Below are 14,987 nucleotides of genomic sequence, written 5' to 3' on the forward strand. Positions count from 1 at the left end.
CACAGCCGCATATCATTTCGCCGGCAAACGAACGCTCGCGAGATCCGCGCCCACAACGATCTTGCCAGTGAACCCACTCTCCTCAGCGGCCTTGCGAAAATCGGTTTCGGTTAGGGGCGCTCCGGGGATGTTCCATTTATCGATGCGGTCAATCTCGCCCAGCGATGGCGTGAGATGGGTCATCACGTACATCTTAACGCCCGCGCGCTGTGCCATCGCGCCGACATCGGAGACCGTGCTTTGCCGATAGAAAATCGGCGCTGGCATTCCGCCTCCTTTCTCCGGCCCCATATTCGGATGGGTGCTCGCATGCACCAGGATGTCGGCGTTCTTTGCCAGCCGTTCCACCTGATCGGACGTGGAATGCGCACGCGGCGGGGACGGCTTGTCGTTCGACGCATCGCCACTAATCACCACGCTGCCTGCGGGGGTATCGACGCGATAGGAAGCATGGCCGGGAACGTGCGCCGACTTGATCGCAGTGACCTTTACATCACCCGAAGACCAGACCAGCTTTGGTTCGTCGGCCGGATCGAAGTTGATCACATTCAGCAACTCTGCGGGTCCTCCCGCCGGAGGGCTCTTGCGCTCAGCGTGTCGCTGCGCGATTTCGCCGGATTGCAAAAACACCGATCCGATGTTCTCCGCGAATTTTCTGCAACTGAGAACGTGACCGAGCGGCGATTTCGCGTCGGCCGCGCAAACCACATCAAGCTTCGGCCGCGCGGATTCGTAATGCCAGCGCAACTGCATCATATCTGCGAAGCCGTCCGTGTGATCGGAGTGAATGTGCGTAAAAAAGATCGCGTCGATGTCTCCAACTGAGACCGGGATCTGCGAAAGCCGGACGCTTGTCGCTCGGCCAGCATCGAATTGCAGCGTAACCGCACTGCAATTGTTGGCGTCGTCACCGTAACGAACGAGCGTGCCAACTCCGGCGAGGCCATTGACGGCTGCTGGCCCCCCTTTGGTTCCTGTCAATGTGACAGTCATGCAGGGCGCAGCAGTGGCAAACTGCGCCGTGAAGGCAAATCCCACCACAGTAGCAAGCACGGTCGATATTGTTCGCAGCATTCCGGGCAGTCGCGAGGTCATGTTCCACCCACCACCTTCTCATATAAATTTTTGCACGGCATCCGGCTTACAGACCTGCATCGCGAAGGATGGTCGGCTTTCGACCTTTGAACCAGAGCAAAAATCGCGCCAATTACCCGGCTTGTACCGGTCACCCGTGTGCAGACGGATGGGAGGTGCTTGCCCGTGACAAGCGCGGGCATGACGACTGTGATGTAGACCGCCCGATCCGGATCGCGCTCCGCGCGTCCCGAATGACGAGTCAAACCACTTCGTCGGTATAGACCTGAAACTTGGTCAGCGTCGTGCGGCCGAACGAATTGGAGAGCGGCACGTCGGCGGCGTCGCGGCCGCGCGCCATCAGGATGCGGCCGATGCGCGGGTGGTTGTGGCGCGCGTCGAAGGTGTACCAGCTGCCCGACAGATAGACCTCGAACCAGGCTGAAAAATCCATCGGCGCCTCGTCCGGCGGCACGCCGATATCGCCGAGATAGCCGGTGCAATAGCGGGTCGGGATGTTCATGCAGCGGCACAGCGTGACCGCGAGATGGGCGAAGTCGCGGCAGACGCCGCGGCGCTCGTCATGCACCGAATGCGCGGACTTGGTCGGCGCGGCGAATTCATAGCCGAAGGTCAGGTGATTGTGCACATAGTCGCAGATCGCCTGCACCCGCTCCCAGCCGGGCCGCGTGTCCTTGAACAGCGACCAGGCCAGATCGGTGAGCTTGTCGGTCTCGCAATAGCGCGAGCCCATCAGGTAGACGAGGCAATCGTCCGGTAATTGATCGATCGGAAGCTGCATCGCGGTCGGCACGACCGCATCCGGCAACCCGGTATCGCGCACGACGCCACGGCAGGAGATGACGACGCCGCCCGCAGGCACCACCAGCCGGCCACAGACATTGCCGAAGCCGTCGCGATAGAAGGTGATCGGCGTATCGGGCGCTGTCGTGATCATTTCGGTGCCGACCAGATCGCCGTGCCGCGACGGATGCACGTTGAGCATGATCACCATCGGCGTGGCTGCGTCCGCGCCGTAGCCGATGTCGTAACCGATCCTGATCTGCATGAACGCAAATGGCCCTGATGTTCAAAGGGCCAGTTCGCAACAGCCCTCATTCCCGCGAAAGCTGCAATTCCTTGCCGTGCCTTAAGTTCCCGTTTTCACATTGACAAAGAGGAATGGATGCGAGGCGGCAAGACCGTTCCATGTTCGGATCGGACCATCAGTTCTGTGTTTCCGACACCACGCGGATATTCACCTTCATCTCGAGATGATCCGACGGCTTGCCGGTATAGCTGCCCCAGAGCGGCACCGCCTGGCGCGGCTCGCGCGCGATCGCAACGCGAATGAGATCGGTATTGCCGACGATGCCGTTGGTCGGATCGAATTCGACCCAGCCCGCGCCCGGCAGATAAACCTGCACCCAGGCATGGGTGGAGCCGCCGCCGACCCGCTCGTGATCGCTGCCGCGCACATGCAAATAGCCCGACACGAAGCGTGCCGCGTAGCCCAGCGAGCGCACCGCTTCGATCATGAACAGCGCGAAATCGCGGCAGGTGCCCATGCCGGTGCGCAACGTCTCAAGTGGCGTCTGCACGCCTGGCTGGTAACGGCGGCGATAGACGAAGTCGCGCTTGATTGCGTGGGTGATGTCGGTGAGCAGGTCCTGCGTCAGCGTCTGCCCTTCGGAGCGCACGAATTGCCGCGCCCAGAGTTCGATCTTGCGATCGGGATCGTCGAATGAGCGCTGGATCGACAAGGCGAGGTCCGGCATTTCGTCTTCGTCATAGGCGAAGGGATGCAGGAACGCGTAATCCTCCGCCGACAGATGCAGGCCGCGCAACGGACGGTGATCGACCTTCACCTTGCTGTCGAACACGAGCTTCTCGAACTGACCGGCGAACCTGACGATGCCGACGGTGTTGCCGAACACATCGCGGATCCACCGCACCGACACCGGCCTGGGCTCGATGGTCAGTTGCTCGCCGATTACCCGCAGGTCGTGGCCGTCCCGCGGCCGCAACATCATGCGATGTTCGCCGAAGGTCACCGGTCGGGCGTAGCGATATTCGGTCTTGTGATGAATGGTCAGGATTGGCATCTGGACGTCCGGGCTCCGGCATCGAAGAAGCAAGAATCGTGGCAAATTCGATTGAGCACCCGAATCACCCCGTCTTTCAAAGGCTTTTGAGGGTTCCCGATGAAATCGCGTTGGCCTGAATGCCGGCATCCGGGCCGTGCTGTCCATTTCCTGGGCATTTTCGCATGAACCGGCTTCTCGGACCGGACGAACCGCCTGCGGTCGTCACGTTGAAGCCGCAGAGCAGTTCCCCGTTCCTGCTGGTCAGCGACCATGCCGGACGGCGGATTCCCCGTGCGCTCGGCGACCTCGGCGTATCGGAGAGCGAGCTGCGCCGGCACATCGCCTGGGACGTCGGCATCGAGCCGGTGGTGCGCTTCATGGCCGACGAACTCGACGCCCACGCGATCCTGCAGCCCTATTCGCGCCTCGTCATCGACTGCAACCGGCCGTTCCTGGCGCACAGTTCGGTCGCGAAGGTCAGCGAAAGCACGCCGGTTCCCGGCAATGTGAAACTCACCGAGGACGCGATCGCGGCGCGGCGGCGCGAAATCTTCGCGCCGTATCACGACGCGATCACGGCCGAACTCGACCGGCGACAGCGCGAGGGCCTGCCCGCCTTCCTGGTGGCGATGCATTCGTTCACGCCGGTCTACAAGGGCGTGAGCCGGCCGTGGCATTCCGGTGTGCTCTATAATCGCGACTCGCGCTTTGCGGCGTTCGTGCTGCGCCTCCTGCGCGAGGAAGACGAGATGACCGTCGGCGACAATGAGCCCTACACGGTCTCGGACGACACCGACTACACGATCCCCGTGCACGGCGAGCAGCGGGGCCTGCCGCATGTGGCGATCGAGATCCGCCACGACCTGATCGAGACCGAAGCCGACCAGCGGGCCTGGGCGCAGCGGATGTGCCGGGTGCTGGTAGAGGCGAAGCGACTGCGCGACGAGAGTTACGGCATTCACGCTCTGCGCTGACGCAAGATTGACCAGGCGGCTCTCACCCGGCTGGTCTATGCTCGCGTCCGCGCCTCTCGCGGACCGCCGCAATGAATCTCCGTCAGCTCCGCTATTTCCTGAGCGTGGTCGAGACCGGGAACATGACCCGTGCGGCCGAGCAGCTCCATGTGGCGCAGACCGCGCTGGGGATGCAGATCAAGCAGCTTGAGGAAAGCCTCGGCGTTGCGCTTCTGGTCCGCCATTCGCGCGGCGTCGAGCCGACCGCGGCCGGAACGATATTGCGGGATCGCGCGATCGACATTCTCAAGCTGGTCGAGCAGACCCGCAAGGAATTGTCGGCCGGCGCCGATTCCGAGAAGGAATTCATCCGGCTCGGCATCACGCCTGCGCTGATGCTGATCGTCGGCACCGAGATCGCGATGGTGGTGCGCGAGCGCCTGCCCGGCGTTTCGCTCAGTCTGGTCGAGGCCATGAGCCACGTGCTGGCCGATACGCTGACACGCGGCGAGACCGATTTCATCCTTTGCTACGATGTCCCCGAATTGCCGCATGTCGCGCGCATGCCGATCCTGCAGGACGATCTTGTGCTGGTCACCTTGCCCGGCGAGTCCCCGCGCCAGCCGATCGCATTCGCGGACACGCTTACGCTCGATCTGGCGATGCCGGAGGAAGGCGATACGGTGCGCACCGCCATCGCCAAGGCGGCACGCGATCTCAATCGCGATCTGCGCGTTGCCTACGAGGTGCGGTCGATCTCGGCCATGAAAAGCCTGGTCGGTCGCGGCGCGGCGTCGGCGGTCCTGCCCTATTTTGCCGTGATCGACGAAGTCCGAAGGCAAGCTCGATGCCCGGCAGATCGTCGAGCCTTCGATCCGCCGCACGCTGTATCTTGCATCCTCCCGCCAGCGTGGCCCCTTCCGCAATGCGGACGGACTGGCCAGCGCGATACGGGCCTCGCTCACCATCGTGACCGACGCATTGGGACCGCTGGCGCATCCGCTCTGACGGCGCGCGCGCAAAATCCGCGCGCTGCGCTCAGCCGATCCTCTTGGATTTTCCGATGCCGCCACGGTGTGATGCTTCGGGCCGCGCCAGATGCGCCGCGGCGAAACAGGAGGCATCGATGTTTGGAAAGCTGTGGAAATCGATCGCGTTCGCGGTCGTCTTCACCCTGAATTCCAACGCGCTTTTCGCGCAGACGGCCGGCATTCTTGAGGCCACGCTCGGGGAGGCCGGAAAGACGCCGGAGATCAGCACCGAAACGATGCGGGCCGCGCTGCGCGACGGCAACGCCCTCGTACTCGATACCCGTTCGCGCGCCGAATTCGACGCCGGGCACATCCCGGGCGCCCGCAATCTCGATGCGGCACCGGCTGCCCAGGTGGCGGCCGTCACGGCGCTGACCGGCGGCGACAAAAGCAAGGCCCTGGTTCTGTATTGCAACGGCCCCTATTGCCAGGCGAGCCGTCGTCTCGGCGAGCAACTGGCGGATGCGGGCTTCACCAACGTGAAGCGCTATCAGCTCGGCATTCCGGTCTGGCGCGCGCTCGGCGGGCCGGTCGCGGTCGAACTTCCGGGCATCACCCGCATCTTCAAGGCGGATCAGACCGCCGTCTATATCGATGCGCGCGCAGCCGAGGACTTTGCCAAGGGCAGCATCCCCGGCGCCATCAGCGCGCCAGCCGACGATGTGGTGTCGGGCAAGCTGAAGAAAATGGCGCTGCCGGAGGATGACTTCAATCGCCGGATCCTGCTGTTCGGCACGGACGCCGCGCAGGCGCGCAAGCTCGCGGATTTCATGAGCAAGCGACCCTGGCACAATGTGTCGTATTTTCCGGGATCGTATGACAGCCTGGCGGCGGCGCTGCGCAGCAACTGACCGGCGCGCCATCTGACGGACATCGGCGGCTCCGTATGATAGGCTTTCGCGCAAATCATCCGGAGTCGCTGCATGGACATTTCTCGCATCACATCGGGCAAGAATCCGCCCAAGGACATCCACGCGGTGATCGAAATCCCGCTCGGCGGCGTCCCGGTCAAATACGAGATCGACAAGAAATCGGGGGCGCTGTTCGTCGACCGCTTCCTGCATACCGCGATGTTCTATCCCGGCAATTACGGCTTCATCCCGCACACGCTCTCGGCCGACGGCGATCCGTGCGACGTGCTGGTGGTCAGCCAGGTACCGGTGGTGGCAGGCGCGGTGATCCGCTGCCGCCCGGTCGGTGCGCTGGTGATGGAGGACGAGGCCGGCGGCGACGAGAAGATCCTGGCGGTGCCGGTGGATGCGCTGCATCCGTTCTACGCCGGCGTGCAGAGCTACAAGGACCTGCCCACGATCATGTGCGAGCAGATCGCGCATTTCTTCCAGCACTACAAGGATCTGGAAAAGGGCAAGTGGGTCACGATCGTGAAATGGCTCGATGCCGAGGGCGCCGAAAAGCTCGTGATGGAGGCGATTGCGCGCTACAATCCCTACAGCGAGGATTGAGGGCGAAAGCTATTTCGTCTCGCTCTTCTTTTTCAGGAAGGCCATCAGCATCGTCGCCAGCGGGACGATCAGCGACGGCAGCGCGCTGTCGAGCGGATGCCGCAGCGCCTGCCCGAATGAGGCGATGTCCGCCTGCAGCAGCCGTGCATCGGCCTGCAGCGCCTGCATGGTGTGATCGTGAATCTCGTTGGCCAGTTCGAGCTCGCGGCCGGGCGTCTTGCGATTGGCGATCAGCATCAGGATGCCGGCAATCACGAAATTCGCCGCGCCCAGGATCAGTGCCGCGCCGATCGTGCTCCAGACTTCGAGCAGCGCGAAGAACGCGGCGACCTCAAACATCAAAAGACCGATCAGCGCCAGCAGGCCGGCGGCCGCATTGAGGCCGGACCGGGCGATGACATGCCGCATCTTGATTTCGGCTATCGCGCGCTCGGTGCGCCAGAGTACGCGCAGGTTACTTATGAAGCGGTCCATGGCTATCTCGCTCGCGACATGACATTGGCAACCAGCACGCCCAGCAGGAAAGCGGCGGCCACCGAGGCGAAGGGATTGGCGGCGATCACGTCCTCGGCCTCCTCGGCGGTTTCGCCGAGCTTGTCCTGCAATTCGCGCAGGACGCGCTCGATCTCGCCGCGGATATCCTCGGGCTGAGGCGGCACATCCGTCTTGGCCGGAGCGGCCGCACCCGAGGCAACATCGCCCTCTTCCGCAACCCGCGGGACCTGCCGCAACTCACGCCGCAGCGCCTCGAGCTCGCGTTGCAGATCGCCGCGTCCGGTCATCGCTCATACAGCCTTTGCAATGCGCTCATAAGCGGCCTTCAATTCGGTGCCAAGCAAGTCCAGCGCAGCGCCGACGTCCCTCGCGCTGCGATCAAGCTTGGCGCGGGCTTCGAAATTGTCCCACTTGCTCTCGAGCTTGCGCCATTCATCCTGCGCTTCCATCGAGCCGAGATGCGCCTTCACCCGTGCCTCGTCACGCAGCCGCTTCAGGTCTGCAACAAGTTGATCGAAACTCTGCATGATTCTGCTCCTTCTGTCCTTTTGGATAGCGTAAAGACCTGAGGAATTTGCGTCTTGACCTGCCGCAACTGAAAAATCCTTAACGATTTCGCGATTGACGCGAGAGTGAGCCGATGCAGCACGCCAGATCTCCGGTCACGGGTCCGTCCAGGACGATGGCCCGGCCTTGTGGCCCATTGTTTGGGGTCGTTGTCTTTGGTCTGGCCGCGCTGGGTCTCTGCGCCTGCTCGTCAGCGCACGCGCAACAGGCGCGGGCGCCCGACCTGAAGACCATCAATGACTGCCTCAAGCGCGCGGACAAGGCCGACAAGCTTGGCACGGACTGCATCGGGCTGATCGCCGATCCTTGCATGCAGACGACGGACAACGATACCGACAAGAAAAGAGCCTGCGCGCAACGCGAACTCGCAGTCTGGAATGCCATCGTCGAAGCGGCCAGCAAGCGCGTGCGTGCCGGCGGCTTCAAGGATATCAGCAAGGCGCTGACAGATTCCGCCAAGAGCTGGGCGCAGCAGCGCGACACGCTGTGCCCGGTCTTTGACAAGGTCGAGCCGGGCTCGCTGCCGGGCGACGGCGCCTATTGCCGGATGCAGGCGACGGCGCAGCGCGCCCTGTTGCTGCGCAAGCTGGGCGATGCGGTGAACGAGCGCTAGCGCGCGGCGACCAAGCCTGCCGGAGTCATCCGCCCGCGCCGGCCAAGACGCGCGCCGCTTCGTCCTGCACGATGCGGCCGTCGACCAGATGAACGCGCCGGTCCATGCGCGCGGCAAGATCGAGATCGTGGGTGACGGCCACCACCGTCTTGCCGTTCTTGTCGACCAGATCGCGCAGGATCTGAAACACCTGCTCGCTGGACGCGGAATCGAGCGAGCCGGTCGGCTCATCGGCCAGCACCACCGGCGGATCGTTGGCGAGCGAGCGCGCCACCGCGACGCGCTGACGTTGCCCGCCGGACATCTGGTCGGGGCGCTTGTGCATATGCTCGGCCAGTCCGAACGATGCGAGCAGGTCCGCCCCGCGCTCGCGCATCTGCCGCGGTGTAAGCCGTCCCAGGGCGCGCATCGGCAGGGTCACATTGTCGAGCGCGGAGAATTCCGGCAGCAGGAAGTGAAACTGGAACACGAAGCCGAGGTCGGACAGCCGCGTCCGCGCGCGCTCGCTTTCGCTCATGCGGACGGTGGCATGGCCTCGGATCAGCACCTCGCCCTGCGTCGGCATATCGAGCAGCCCCAGCAGATAGAGCAGCGACGACTTGCCCGACCCCGAAGGCCCGGTGATCGCGACGAATTCGCGCGCGTGAATTGCCAGGTTAATGCCCTGCACCAGCGTCACCGGCACGATGCCGGACAGGATGCGGGTGACGTCCCTGGCCTCGATCAGGATCTCGCCATCGCTGTGGATCATGTCGCACCCCGGATGATCTCGACCGGGTGAACGCGCGCCGCCTTGCGCGCCGGCATGTAGCCGGCCGCGAACGATGAGACCAGCGCTACCGCGCCGGCCAGCAGATAATGCGAGGGATCATAGACCACCGGCAGGCGGCTCGAGTCGATGAAGGGGCTTTTGAACTCGATGGTGCCGAGCGCCATGCACATCAGATAACCGAGCACGAACCCGGCCAGCGCACCCGCAAGCCCGATCAGCGCCGCCTCGACGACGAAGATGGCGCGCACCGTCAATTCGCTCAGGCCGAGCGATTTCATGATCGCGATGTCGCGCGCCTTTTCATGGGTGATGGTCGAGATGATGTTGTAGGTGCCGAAGCTCGCGACCAGGAGGATCGCACCCACCACCGTGTACATGATGACATTGCGGATCACGAAGGAGGACAGCAGGTCCTCGTGGGCTTCCTGCCACGACACCGACTTGTAGCCGGTCTCGTGCTCGATCCGCTGCGCCACCAGGTTCGCCGTCATCGGATCGCCGACGCGCACGCGCAGTTCATTGATCAGGCCGGTCTGGTTGGACAGGATTTGCGCGGTCTTGAGCAGCACATAGGCGGTTCCCTCGTCGACCGAACGCACGCCCGAGTGAAACAGTCCGACCACCTGGGCGCCGAGTTGAACGCCTTCGCTGGTCTGCACCGTGATATTCGAACCGATACGCGCACCGAGCTTCTGCGCCAGCCGGTCGCCGAGAACGATCGCGTTGGTCGCACGATAGAGCGCAGCCAGCGTGGCGCCGCGCATATGTTGCGGCAGCGAGGACACCCGCGGCTCCCGCTGCGGATCGATGCCGGTGATGCTGACCGCAACATCCCGGCCGGCATAGCGCAGGATGCCCTGCGTCTTGGTCGAGGGCGCGACGTCGCCCGGGACCCAGCCTTCCAGCGCGGCCATGGTGGCGAGCGGATTCTTGATCCCCTTGCGGCGCTGCTCCGGCGTCAGGCCGTAAATCTGCGCAGCCTCGAATGCGCCCTCCGCCGGTTGCGGCGGCGGATCGCGGCGTTCGTCGGAGACGGCGATATGCGGCAACGCATCGATCAGGAGCCGCATGAAGTCGTTCTGCGATCCGACCATCAGCGAGGCCATCATGATCGAGAAGCCGACGCCGGTGGCGACACCGGCGACCGCGACCATGGTCTGGCGCGCGCGAAAGCGCACATGCGTCCATGCGATGTCGAAGACCAGGCTCATGGCGCGACTCCGCGAACCCGGACCGCCTGGCCGTCCTTGAGGCTGGAGAGTGCGGGCGAGATCAGGCGGTCGCTCTCGTTGAGACCGTCCACGATCTCGCTGTTGCGGGTGCCCTTGATGCCGACCTTGACCTCGCGGCGGCGCGCGATTGTCCCGTCAAGGACAAAGACGTGAGAGCCTTGCAAGGCCGCGGTCGGAATCAGCAGCGCGTCCGGCTTCTCGCGGGTGACGATATTGGCCTCCACGCTCATGCCGATCCGCAACGGCGTATCGTCGGGCAGATCGGCCCGGATGCGATAGGTCTTGGTGACCGGATTGCCCATCGGCGTGATCTCGCGCACCCGGCCCTCGATGCGCCGGCCCGGGAAGGCGTCGGTGCGAAACAGCACAAGCTGTCCGACCGAGACACGCGGGATGTCCTCTTCGTTGACTTCGGCCTCGACCTCCAGCGGTTTGGGCATGCCGACCCGGAACAGGATCGATCCGGCCTCGACGATCTCGCCGACTTCGCCATCCTGCCGCAGGACGATTCCATCCATTGGCGCGGTAATGGTGTATTGGTCGACGCGCTCCTCGAGCACGGAGATCAGCCCGTTGACCTGGCGGAGCTCCGTCAGCGATTTTTCATGCGCCTGGGTGGTGGCGGCGCCGCGTCCGACCAGCTCGGTCGTCCGTGCCACTTCGCGCTTGGCGAAGTCCTCGCGCGCGCGCAATTCGTGCAACGAGGCGCGGATCTCCTTGTCGTCGAGCCGCGCCAGCACGTCGCCGCGTTTCACCGCCTTGTTCTCGCAATTGCAGATTTCGACGATACGCTGCCGGACGAGGCTGGTCACCTTCGACCAGCGCACCGGCTCGACCGCACCGGTGGCGTAGACGATCTCGACCGCGGTGCCGCGTGACGGCGAGACAACCGTGACCTCGGGACCGCTGCCATACAGCCACCACCACCCGGCAAAAGCCGCAAGTGCAACGATGATGGTGGCGGCGAGAAATCTGACGCCCACGCAAATCCTCCCGAAAAGGCAACAGGAGGTATGCCTATAGCGAAACAATGTGGCGGCGGGTTTGACCGGGCGCAAACCCGCTTGTGCGGTGCGCCGTGCCGTCATGCCGCCCTGCTTTCCCGACGACCGGGGCCAATGGCCGCATTTCGCGCGCAACGGCGATCACGCTACCGATCTTGCAGGTGGTGTCCCAATTGCGATTTGTCCCGCGCGTAAACAACCCTACAATCATTATTCTAGCGTGATGCGAGGCGGCCGACATCGCTGAGCGGACGATCGAACGGCGGCACCCGGATGACCTTCGACGAGAACAAAGAGCCTCACCGCAAAACGAGCGCGCAACCTGCGAGCGGAATTGCGCAAGGCCACGCCGAACGCGACCTGTTGCAGGCCCAGCAACAGCTGGTGCGGAGAACCGAAGAACTCGCCAGAAGCGAGGCGCAGTTGCGATCTGCGCTGAAGGCCGGTCGCCTGGTCCATTGGGAAACCGATCTGGCGGCGGGTGTGCGGCACTGGACACCCGAAGCGATGGCCATGTTCGGAATCGATGTGCCGGACGGGATCGGCCATTTCGGCGGCGACAACGACGAGTTTCGCCGGGCGGTCCATCCCGACGACCGGCACATGACGCCATCATTCTACGAGATCGCCGACCGGCAGGACTGGTTTCCGGTGGAATACCGGATCGTGAAACCCGACGGCAGCGTACGATGGCTGGCCGGCGGCGCGGAGGTTGTCGCCCGCCTGCCCGATGGCCGGGCGTCCCGGCTGGTCAACGTGGTCGGCGACATCACCGACCGGAAGCTTGCCGAGCAACATACCGAATTGATCATGCGCGAGCTGACGCATCGCGCCAAGAACCTGCTCGCCGTCATCCTCTCGATCGCGACCCAGACCAGTCGCAGCGCGAATACGGTCGAGGAGTTTCACGAGCGGTTTTCGTCGCGGCTCCAAGGGCTCGCGGCCTCGCACGACTTGCTGGTGCATCGCGACTGGCAGGGCGCGTCGATCGCCGAGATCGCCGAAAGTCAGCTCGCGCCGTTCGTCGACGCCGGAACCGACCGCCTGCATCTGTCCGGCCCCGCAATGATCGTGACGCCGCGGGCCGCCGAAGCCATTGGGCTGGCATTCCATGAGCTCGCGACCAATGCGGTGAAGCATGGCGCGCTGTCGAACGACACCGGCTCCGTCACGATCGAATGGACGCAGAATGCGGCGAGCAGGGATCTGCAGCTATGCTGGATCGAGCGCGACGGACCTCAGGTTGCGCCGCCGACGCGAAAAGGCTTCGGACACATAGTGTGCGAACGCGTTGTTGCGCAACTGCTCGGCGGTGAGGTCTCGATGGATTTCGCGCCCGAAGGTGTCCGGTGGCAATTCCGTGTTCCGGCGGACCATCTCGTGCGCGCCGGCTGACGCGGTTGCGTCCGCCGTAGCGGAGCGAAACGCGCCCGCTCAGCCGCCGAGCTTGCCCTTCACCAAGGCGCTGGCCTTGCCGAAATCCATCTGGCCCGCATATTTCGCGCGCAACACGCCGACCACCTTGCCCATGTCTTTCATCGAGGCCGCGCCGGCCTCGGCGATCGCGGCATCGATGGCAGCCGTCATCTCCGCCTCGGACATCTGCTTCGGCAGATAGGCGGTAATGATGGCGATCTCCTCGCCTTCCTGCTGGGCGAGCTCGGGGCGGCCGCCCTTCTCGTAAAGCTCCTTCGATTCCTGGCGCTGCTTGATCATCTTCTGCAGCACCGGAAGCAGATCGGCATCGGACAGCGTCTTGCCCGAAGCGCGCGCTTCGATATCGGCATTCTTGAAGGTGGAATTAACCAGCCGCAGCGTCGCGATCTTGCGCTCGTCCTTGGCCTTCATCGCCTCTTTGAGAGCGTTGTTGATGTCGTCGCGCAGCATGGCGTATCTCCTCTGGCGGCAGCGCGCGTCATTCGAGCCAGCGCGCACCGCACCGCATTCGGCCTGCATGTAGCGCCCGGCCGCGCAAAAACCAAGCGCGCCGCCGATGGCTAGGCCGGCAGCGGGCGCGGGCCATAGAGAATGATCGCCGCCCCGGCCACGCAGACGGAGGCGCCGATCAGGTCCCAGCGGTCCGGTCGCGCACCCTCCATCGCCCATAACCACATGAGCGAGGCGGCAATGTAGACCCCGCCATAGGCGGCATAGGCGCGGCCGGCATGGGAGGCGTCCACCAGCGTCAGCAGCCAGGCGAATGCCGCGAGCGAGACCATGCCCGGAACAAGCCACCACACCGGTTGATGGAGCCGCAGCCAGGCCCAGAACGCGAAACACCCCGCAATTTCAGCCAACGCCGCACAGATATAGACAAAAGCAGTTCTCATATCCCTCGGTCCGGGGTTGGCATTGGCGTCCGGGGCGATTATTCAGGCCGCTTATGAACACCTTACACGATTCCGGACCTGGGTCCGGCTGGGCGGAGCCGAAGGCCACCGCGCTCCTGGTGCTGGCCGACGGCACCATTCTCGAAGGCTACGGCTTCGGCGCCACCGGCACGGCGGTCGGCGAGGTCTGCTTCAACACCGCCATGACCGGCTATCAGGAGATCCTCACCGATCCCTCCTATGCCGGCCAGCTCATCACCTTCACCTTCCCGCATATCGGCAATGTCGGAACCAACGATGAAGATATCGAGACGGTGAACATGGCGGCGACGCCGGGCGCCCGCGGTGTGATCCTGCAGGGCGCCATCACCGATCCGTCGAATTACCGCGCCACCCGCAATCTCGACCAATGGCTGCGCGCCCGCGGCATCATCGGGCTTTCGGGCATAGATACCCGCGCATTGACCGCACTCATTCGCGAGAAGGGCATGCCGAATGCCGTGATCGCGCATGAGCCGTCCGGCACGTTCGATATCGCCGCGCTCAAGAAAGAAGCGCGCGACTGGCCGGGCCTCGAAGGCATGGACCTGGTGCCGATGGTGACCAGCGCGCAGCGCTTCACCTGGGACGAAGGCGAATGGGTCTGGGGTGAGGGCTATTCGCGGGTCGACAATCCGGAATTTCATGTGGTCGCGATCGATTTCGGCGTGAAGCGCAACATCCTGCGGCTGCTCGCCTCGAACGGCTGCAAGATCACGGTGGTGCCGGCCACGACCTCCGCCGAGGACATCATGGCGCTGAAGCCGGATGGCGTGTTCCTGTCGAACGGACCGGGCGACCCGGCGGCGACCGGCGAATATGCGGTGCCGGTGATCCGCGAGATGATCGACAAGTCGATGCCCACGTTCGGGATCTGCCTCGGCCACCAGATGCTCGGCATCGCGCTTGGCGGCAAGACCATGAAGATGCATCAGGGCCATCACGGCGCCAACCATCCGGTAAAGGATCTTACCACCGGCAAGGTCGAGATCACCTCGATGAATCACGGCTTCGCGGTGGACAAGGACTCCCTGCCGGGCAATGTCGAGCAGACCCACATTTCTCTGTTCGACGGATCCAATTGCGGGATCGCGCTGAAGGACAAGCCGGTCTTCTCGGTGCAGTATCATCCGGAAGCCTCGCCCGGTCCGCGCGACTCGCATTACCTGTTCCGGCGTTTTGTCGAACTGATGCGCGAGCACAAGCGCAAGGCGGCGTAGGCGTAAGACTTTCTAATCCAGGCGCAACTTTCGCTCCGTCATCCTGAGGTGCGAGCGAAGCGAGCCTCCAAGGATGAACGGCCGAAGTGCGGGCCGTCCCCCTTCGA

The 14,987-nt window shown here is 64.0% G+C and carries 18 protein-coding genes; 7 read left to right on the forward strand and 11 right to left on the reverse strand.

From position 1 onward, the window contains the following. Nucleotides 1–12: 12 nt before the first annotated feature. The 3 genes from AC5I5I_RS08020 to AC5I5I_RS08030 form a co-directional block, all read right to left on the reverse strand. Complete coding sequence (locus AC5I5I_RS08020; RefSeq protein WP_495971694.1) at nt 13–1,095, reverse strand: MBL fold metallo-hydrolase; 1,083 nt, start codon at nt 1,093–1,095, stop codon at nt 13–15. 241 nt (nt 1,096–1,336) lie between these two features. After that, entirely contained in the window at nt 1,337–2,143 is an 807-nt protein-coding gene (locus AC5I5I_RS08025; RefSeq protein WP_495971696.1) for a transglutaminase-like domain-containing protein, read from the reverse strand. Between the two features lie 157 nt (nt 2,144–2,300). Continuing rightward, nucleotides 2,301–3,179 (reverse strand): transglutaminase family protein, encoded by an 879-nt coding sequence (locus AC5I5I_RS08030; RefSeq protein ID WP_495971698.1) that lies wholly within the window; start codon nt 3,177–3,179, stop codon nt 2,301–2,303. A 164-nt stretch (nt 3,180–3,343) separates the two neighbouring features. On the opposite strand from AC5I5I_RS08030, the gene AC5I5I_RS08035 reads away from it, so the two are divergent. The 4 genes from AC5I5I_RS08035 to ppa all read left to right on the forward strand — a co-directional run bounded on the left by AC5I5I_RS08035 (nt 3,344) and on the right by ppa (nt 6,608). Further along, nucleotides 3,344–4,135 carry an N-formylglutamate amidohydrolase gene (locus AC5I5I_RS08035; RefSeq protein ID WP_495971700.1) on the forward strand — a complete coding sequence of 264 codons (792 nt, stop codon included), beginning with the start codon at nt 3,344–3,346 and terminating at the stop codon, nt 4,133–4,135. 71 nt (nt 4,136–4,206) lie between these two features. Continuing rightward, nucleotides 4,207–5,292, forward strand: a complete 1,086-nt coding sequence (locus tag AC5I5I_RS08040; RefSeq protein ID WP_495971702.1) for a LysR family transcriptional regulator — start codon at nt 4,207–4,209, stop codon at nt 5,290–5,292. Continuing rightward, nucleotides 5,241–5,996: a rhodanese-like domain-containing protein gene (locus AC5I5I_RS08045; protein ID WP_495971706.1), complete on the forward strand. Its 756-nt coding sequence runs from the start codon at nt 5,241–5,243 to the stop codon at nt 5,994–5,996. Before AC5I5I_RS08040 ends, AC5I5I_RS08045 begins: the two co-directional genes overlap by 52 nt. Before the next feature lie 72 nt (nt 5,997–6,068). Continuing rightward, nucleotides 6,069–6,608: an inorganic diphosphatase gene (ppa, locus tag AC5I5I_RS08050; RefSeq protein WP_495971708.1), complete on the forward strand. Its 540-nt coding sequence runs from the start codon at nt 6,069–6,071 to the stop codon at nt 6,606–6,608. Nucleotides 6,609–6,617: 9 nt separating this feature from the next. Here ppa and AC5I5I_RS08055 read toward each other — a convergent pair whose 3' ends face one another. From AC5I5I_RS08055 to AC5I5I_RS08065, 3 genes are read right to left on the reverse strand one after another with little or no spacing between them, the layout of a single operon-like run. Then, a complete protein-coding gene (locus AC5I5I_RS08055; RefSeq protein ID WP_495971710.1) occupies nt 6,618–7,082 on the reverse strand; it encodes a phage holin family protein in 465 nt (154 codons plus the stop codon). 2 nt (nt 7,083–7,084) lie between these two features. Then, nucleotides 7,085–7,390, reverse strand: a complete 306-nt coding sequence (locus tag AC5I5I_RS08060; RefSeq protein ID WP_495971712.1) for a hypothetical protein — start codon at nt 7,388–7,390, stop codon at nt 7,085–7,087. Nucleotides 7,391–7,393: 3 nt separating this feature from the next. Beyond that, nucleotides 7,394–7,630: a hypothetical protein gene (locus AC5I5I_RS08065; RefSeq protein ID WP_495971714.1), complete on the reverse strand. Its 237-nt coding sequence runs from the start codon at nt 7,628–7,630 to the stop codon at nt 7,394–7,396. Between the two features lie 176 nt (nt 7,631–7,806). On the opposite strand from AC5I5I_RS08065, the gene AC5I5I_RS08070 reads away from it, so the two are divergent. Continuing rightward, nucleotides 7,807–8,283 (forward strand): lysozyme inhibitor LprI family protein, encoded by a 477-nt coding sequence (locus tag AC5I5I_RS08070; protein WP_495971716.1) that lies wholly within the window; start codon nt 7,807–7,809, stop codon nt 8,281–8,283. A 25-nt stretch (nt 8,284–8,308) separates the two neighbouring features. Here the strand turns inward: AC5I5I_RS08070 and AC5I5I_RS08075 are convergent, their stop codons facing one another. Genes AC5I5I_RS08075 through AC5I5I_RS08085 form a run of 3 tightly spaced genes read right to left on the reverse strand, consistent with a single transcriptional unit; the run spans nt 8,309 to nt 11,270 of the window. Then, nucleotides 8,309–9,034, reverse strand: a complete 726-nt coding sequence (locus AC5I5I_RS08075; RefSeq protein WP_495971718.1) for an ABC transporter ATP-binding protein — start codon at nt 9,032–9,034, stop codon at nt 8,309–8,311. Next, complete coding sequence (locus tag AC5I5I_RS08080; protein WP_495971720.1) at nt 9,031–10,266, reverse strand: ABC transporter permease; 1,236 nt, start codon at nt 10,264–10,266, stop codon at nt 9,031–9,033. The genes AC5I5I_RS08075 and AC5I5I_RS08080 overlap by 4 nt, the downstream gene beginning before the upstream one ends. Further along, nucleotides 10,263–11,270, reverse strand: coding sequence for an efflux RND transporter periplasmic adaptor subunit (locus AC5I5I_RS08085; RefSeq protein WP_495971722.1), 1,008 nt, complete (start codon nt 11,268–11,270; stop codon nt 10,263–10,265). The genes AC5I5I_RS08080 and AC5I5I_RS08085 overlap by 4 nt, the downstream gene beginning before the upstream one ends. A 294-nt stretch (nt 11,271–11,564) precedes the next feature. Here AC5I5I_RS08085 and AC5I5I_RS08090 point away from each other — a divergent pair, with 294 nt between their 5' ends. After that, nucleotides 11,565–12,686: a sensor histidine kinase gene (locus tag AC5I5I_RS08090; protein ID WP_495971724.1), complete on the forward strand. Its 1,122-nt coding sequence runs from the start codon at nt 11,565–11,567 to the stop codon at nt 12,684–12,686. 39 nt (nt 12,687–12,725) lie between these two features. Here AC5I5I_RS08090 and AC5I5I_RS08095 read toward each other — a convergent pair whose 3' ends face one another. Both AC5I5I_RS08095 and AC5I5I_RS08100 read right to left on the reverse strand, forming a co-directional pair. Next, complete coding sequence (locus AC5I5I_RS08095) at nt 12,726–13,178, reverse strand: GatB/YqeY domain-containing protein (protein WP_495971726.1); 453 nt, start codon at nt 13,176–13,178, stop codon at nt 12,726–12,728. Between the two features lie 110 nt (nt 13,179–13,288). Further along, on the reverse strand, nt 13,289–13,621 hold the full coding sequence (locus AC5I5I_RS08100; protein WP_495971728.1) for a YnfA family protein: 333 nt from the start codon (nt 13,619–13,621) through the stop codon (nt 13,289–13,291). Between the two features lie 53 nt (nt 13,622–13,674). Between AC5I5I_RS08100 and carA the strand changes: the two genes are divergently transcribed. Further along, nucleotides 13,675–14,880, forward strand: coding sequence for a glutamine-hydrolyzing carbamoyl-phosphate synthase small subunit (gene carA / locus AC5I5I_RS08105; protein WP_495971730.1), 1,206 nt, complete (start codon nt 13,675–13,677; stop codon nt 14,878–14,880). The last annotated feature ends 107 nt before the right edge of the window (nt 14,881–14,987 follow it).

This window comes from Pseudorhodoplanes sp. (assembly GCF_059499825.1).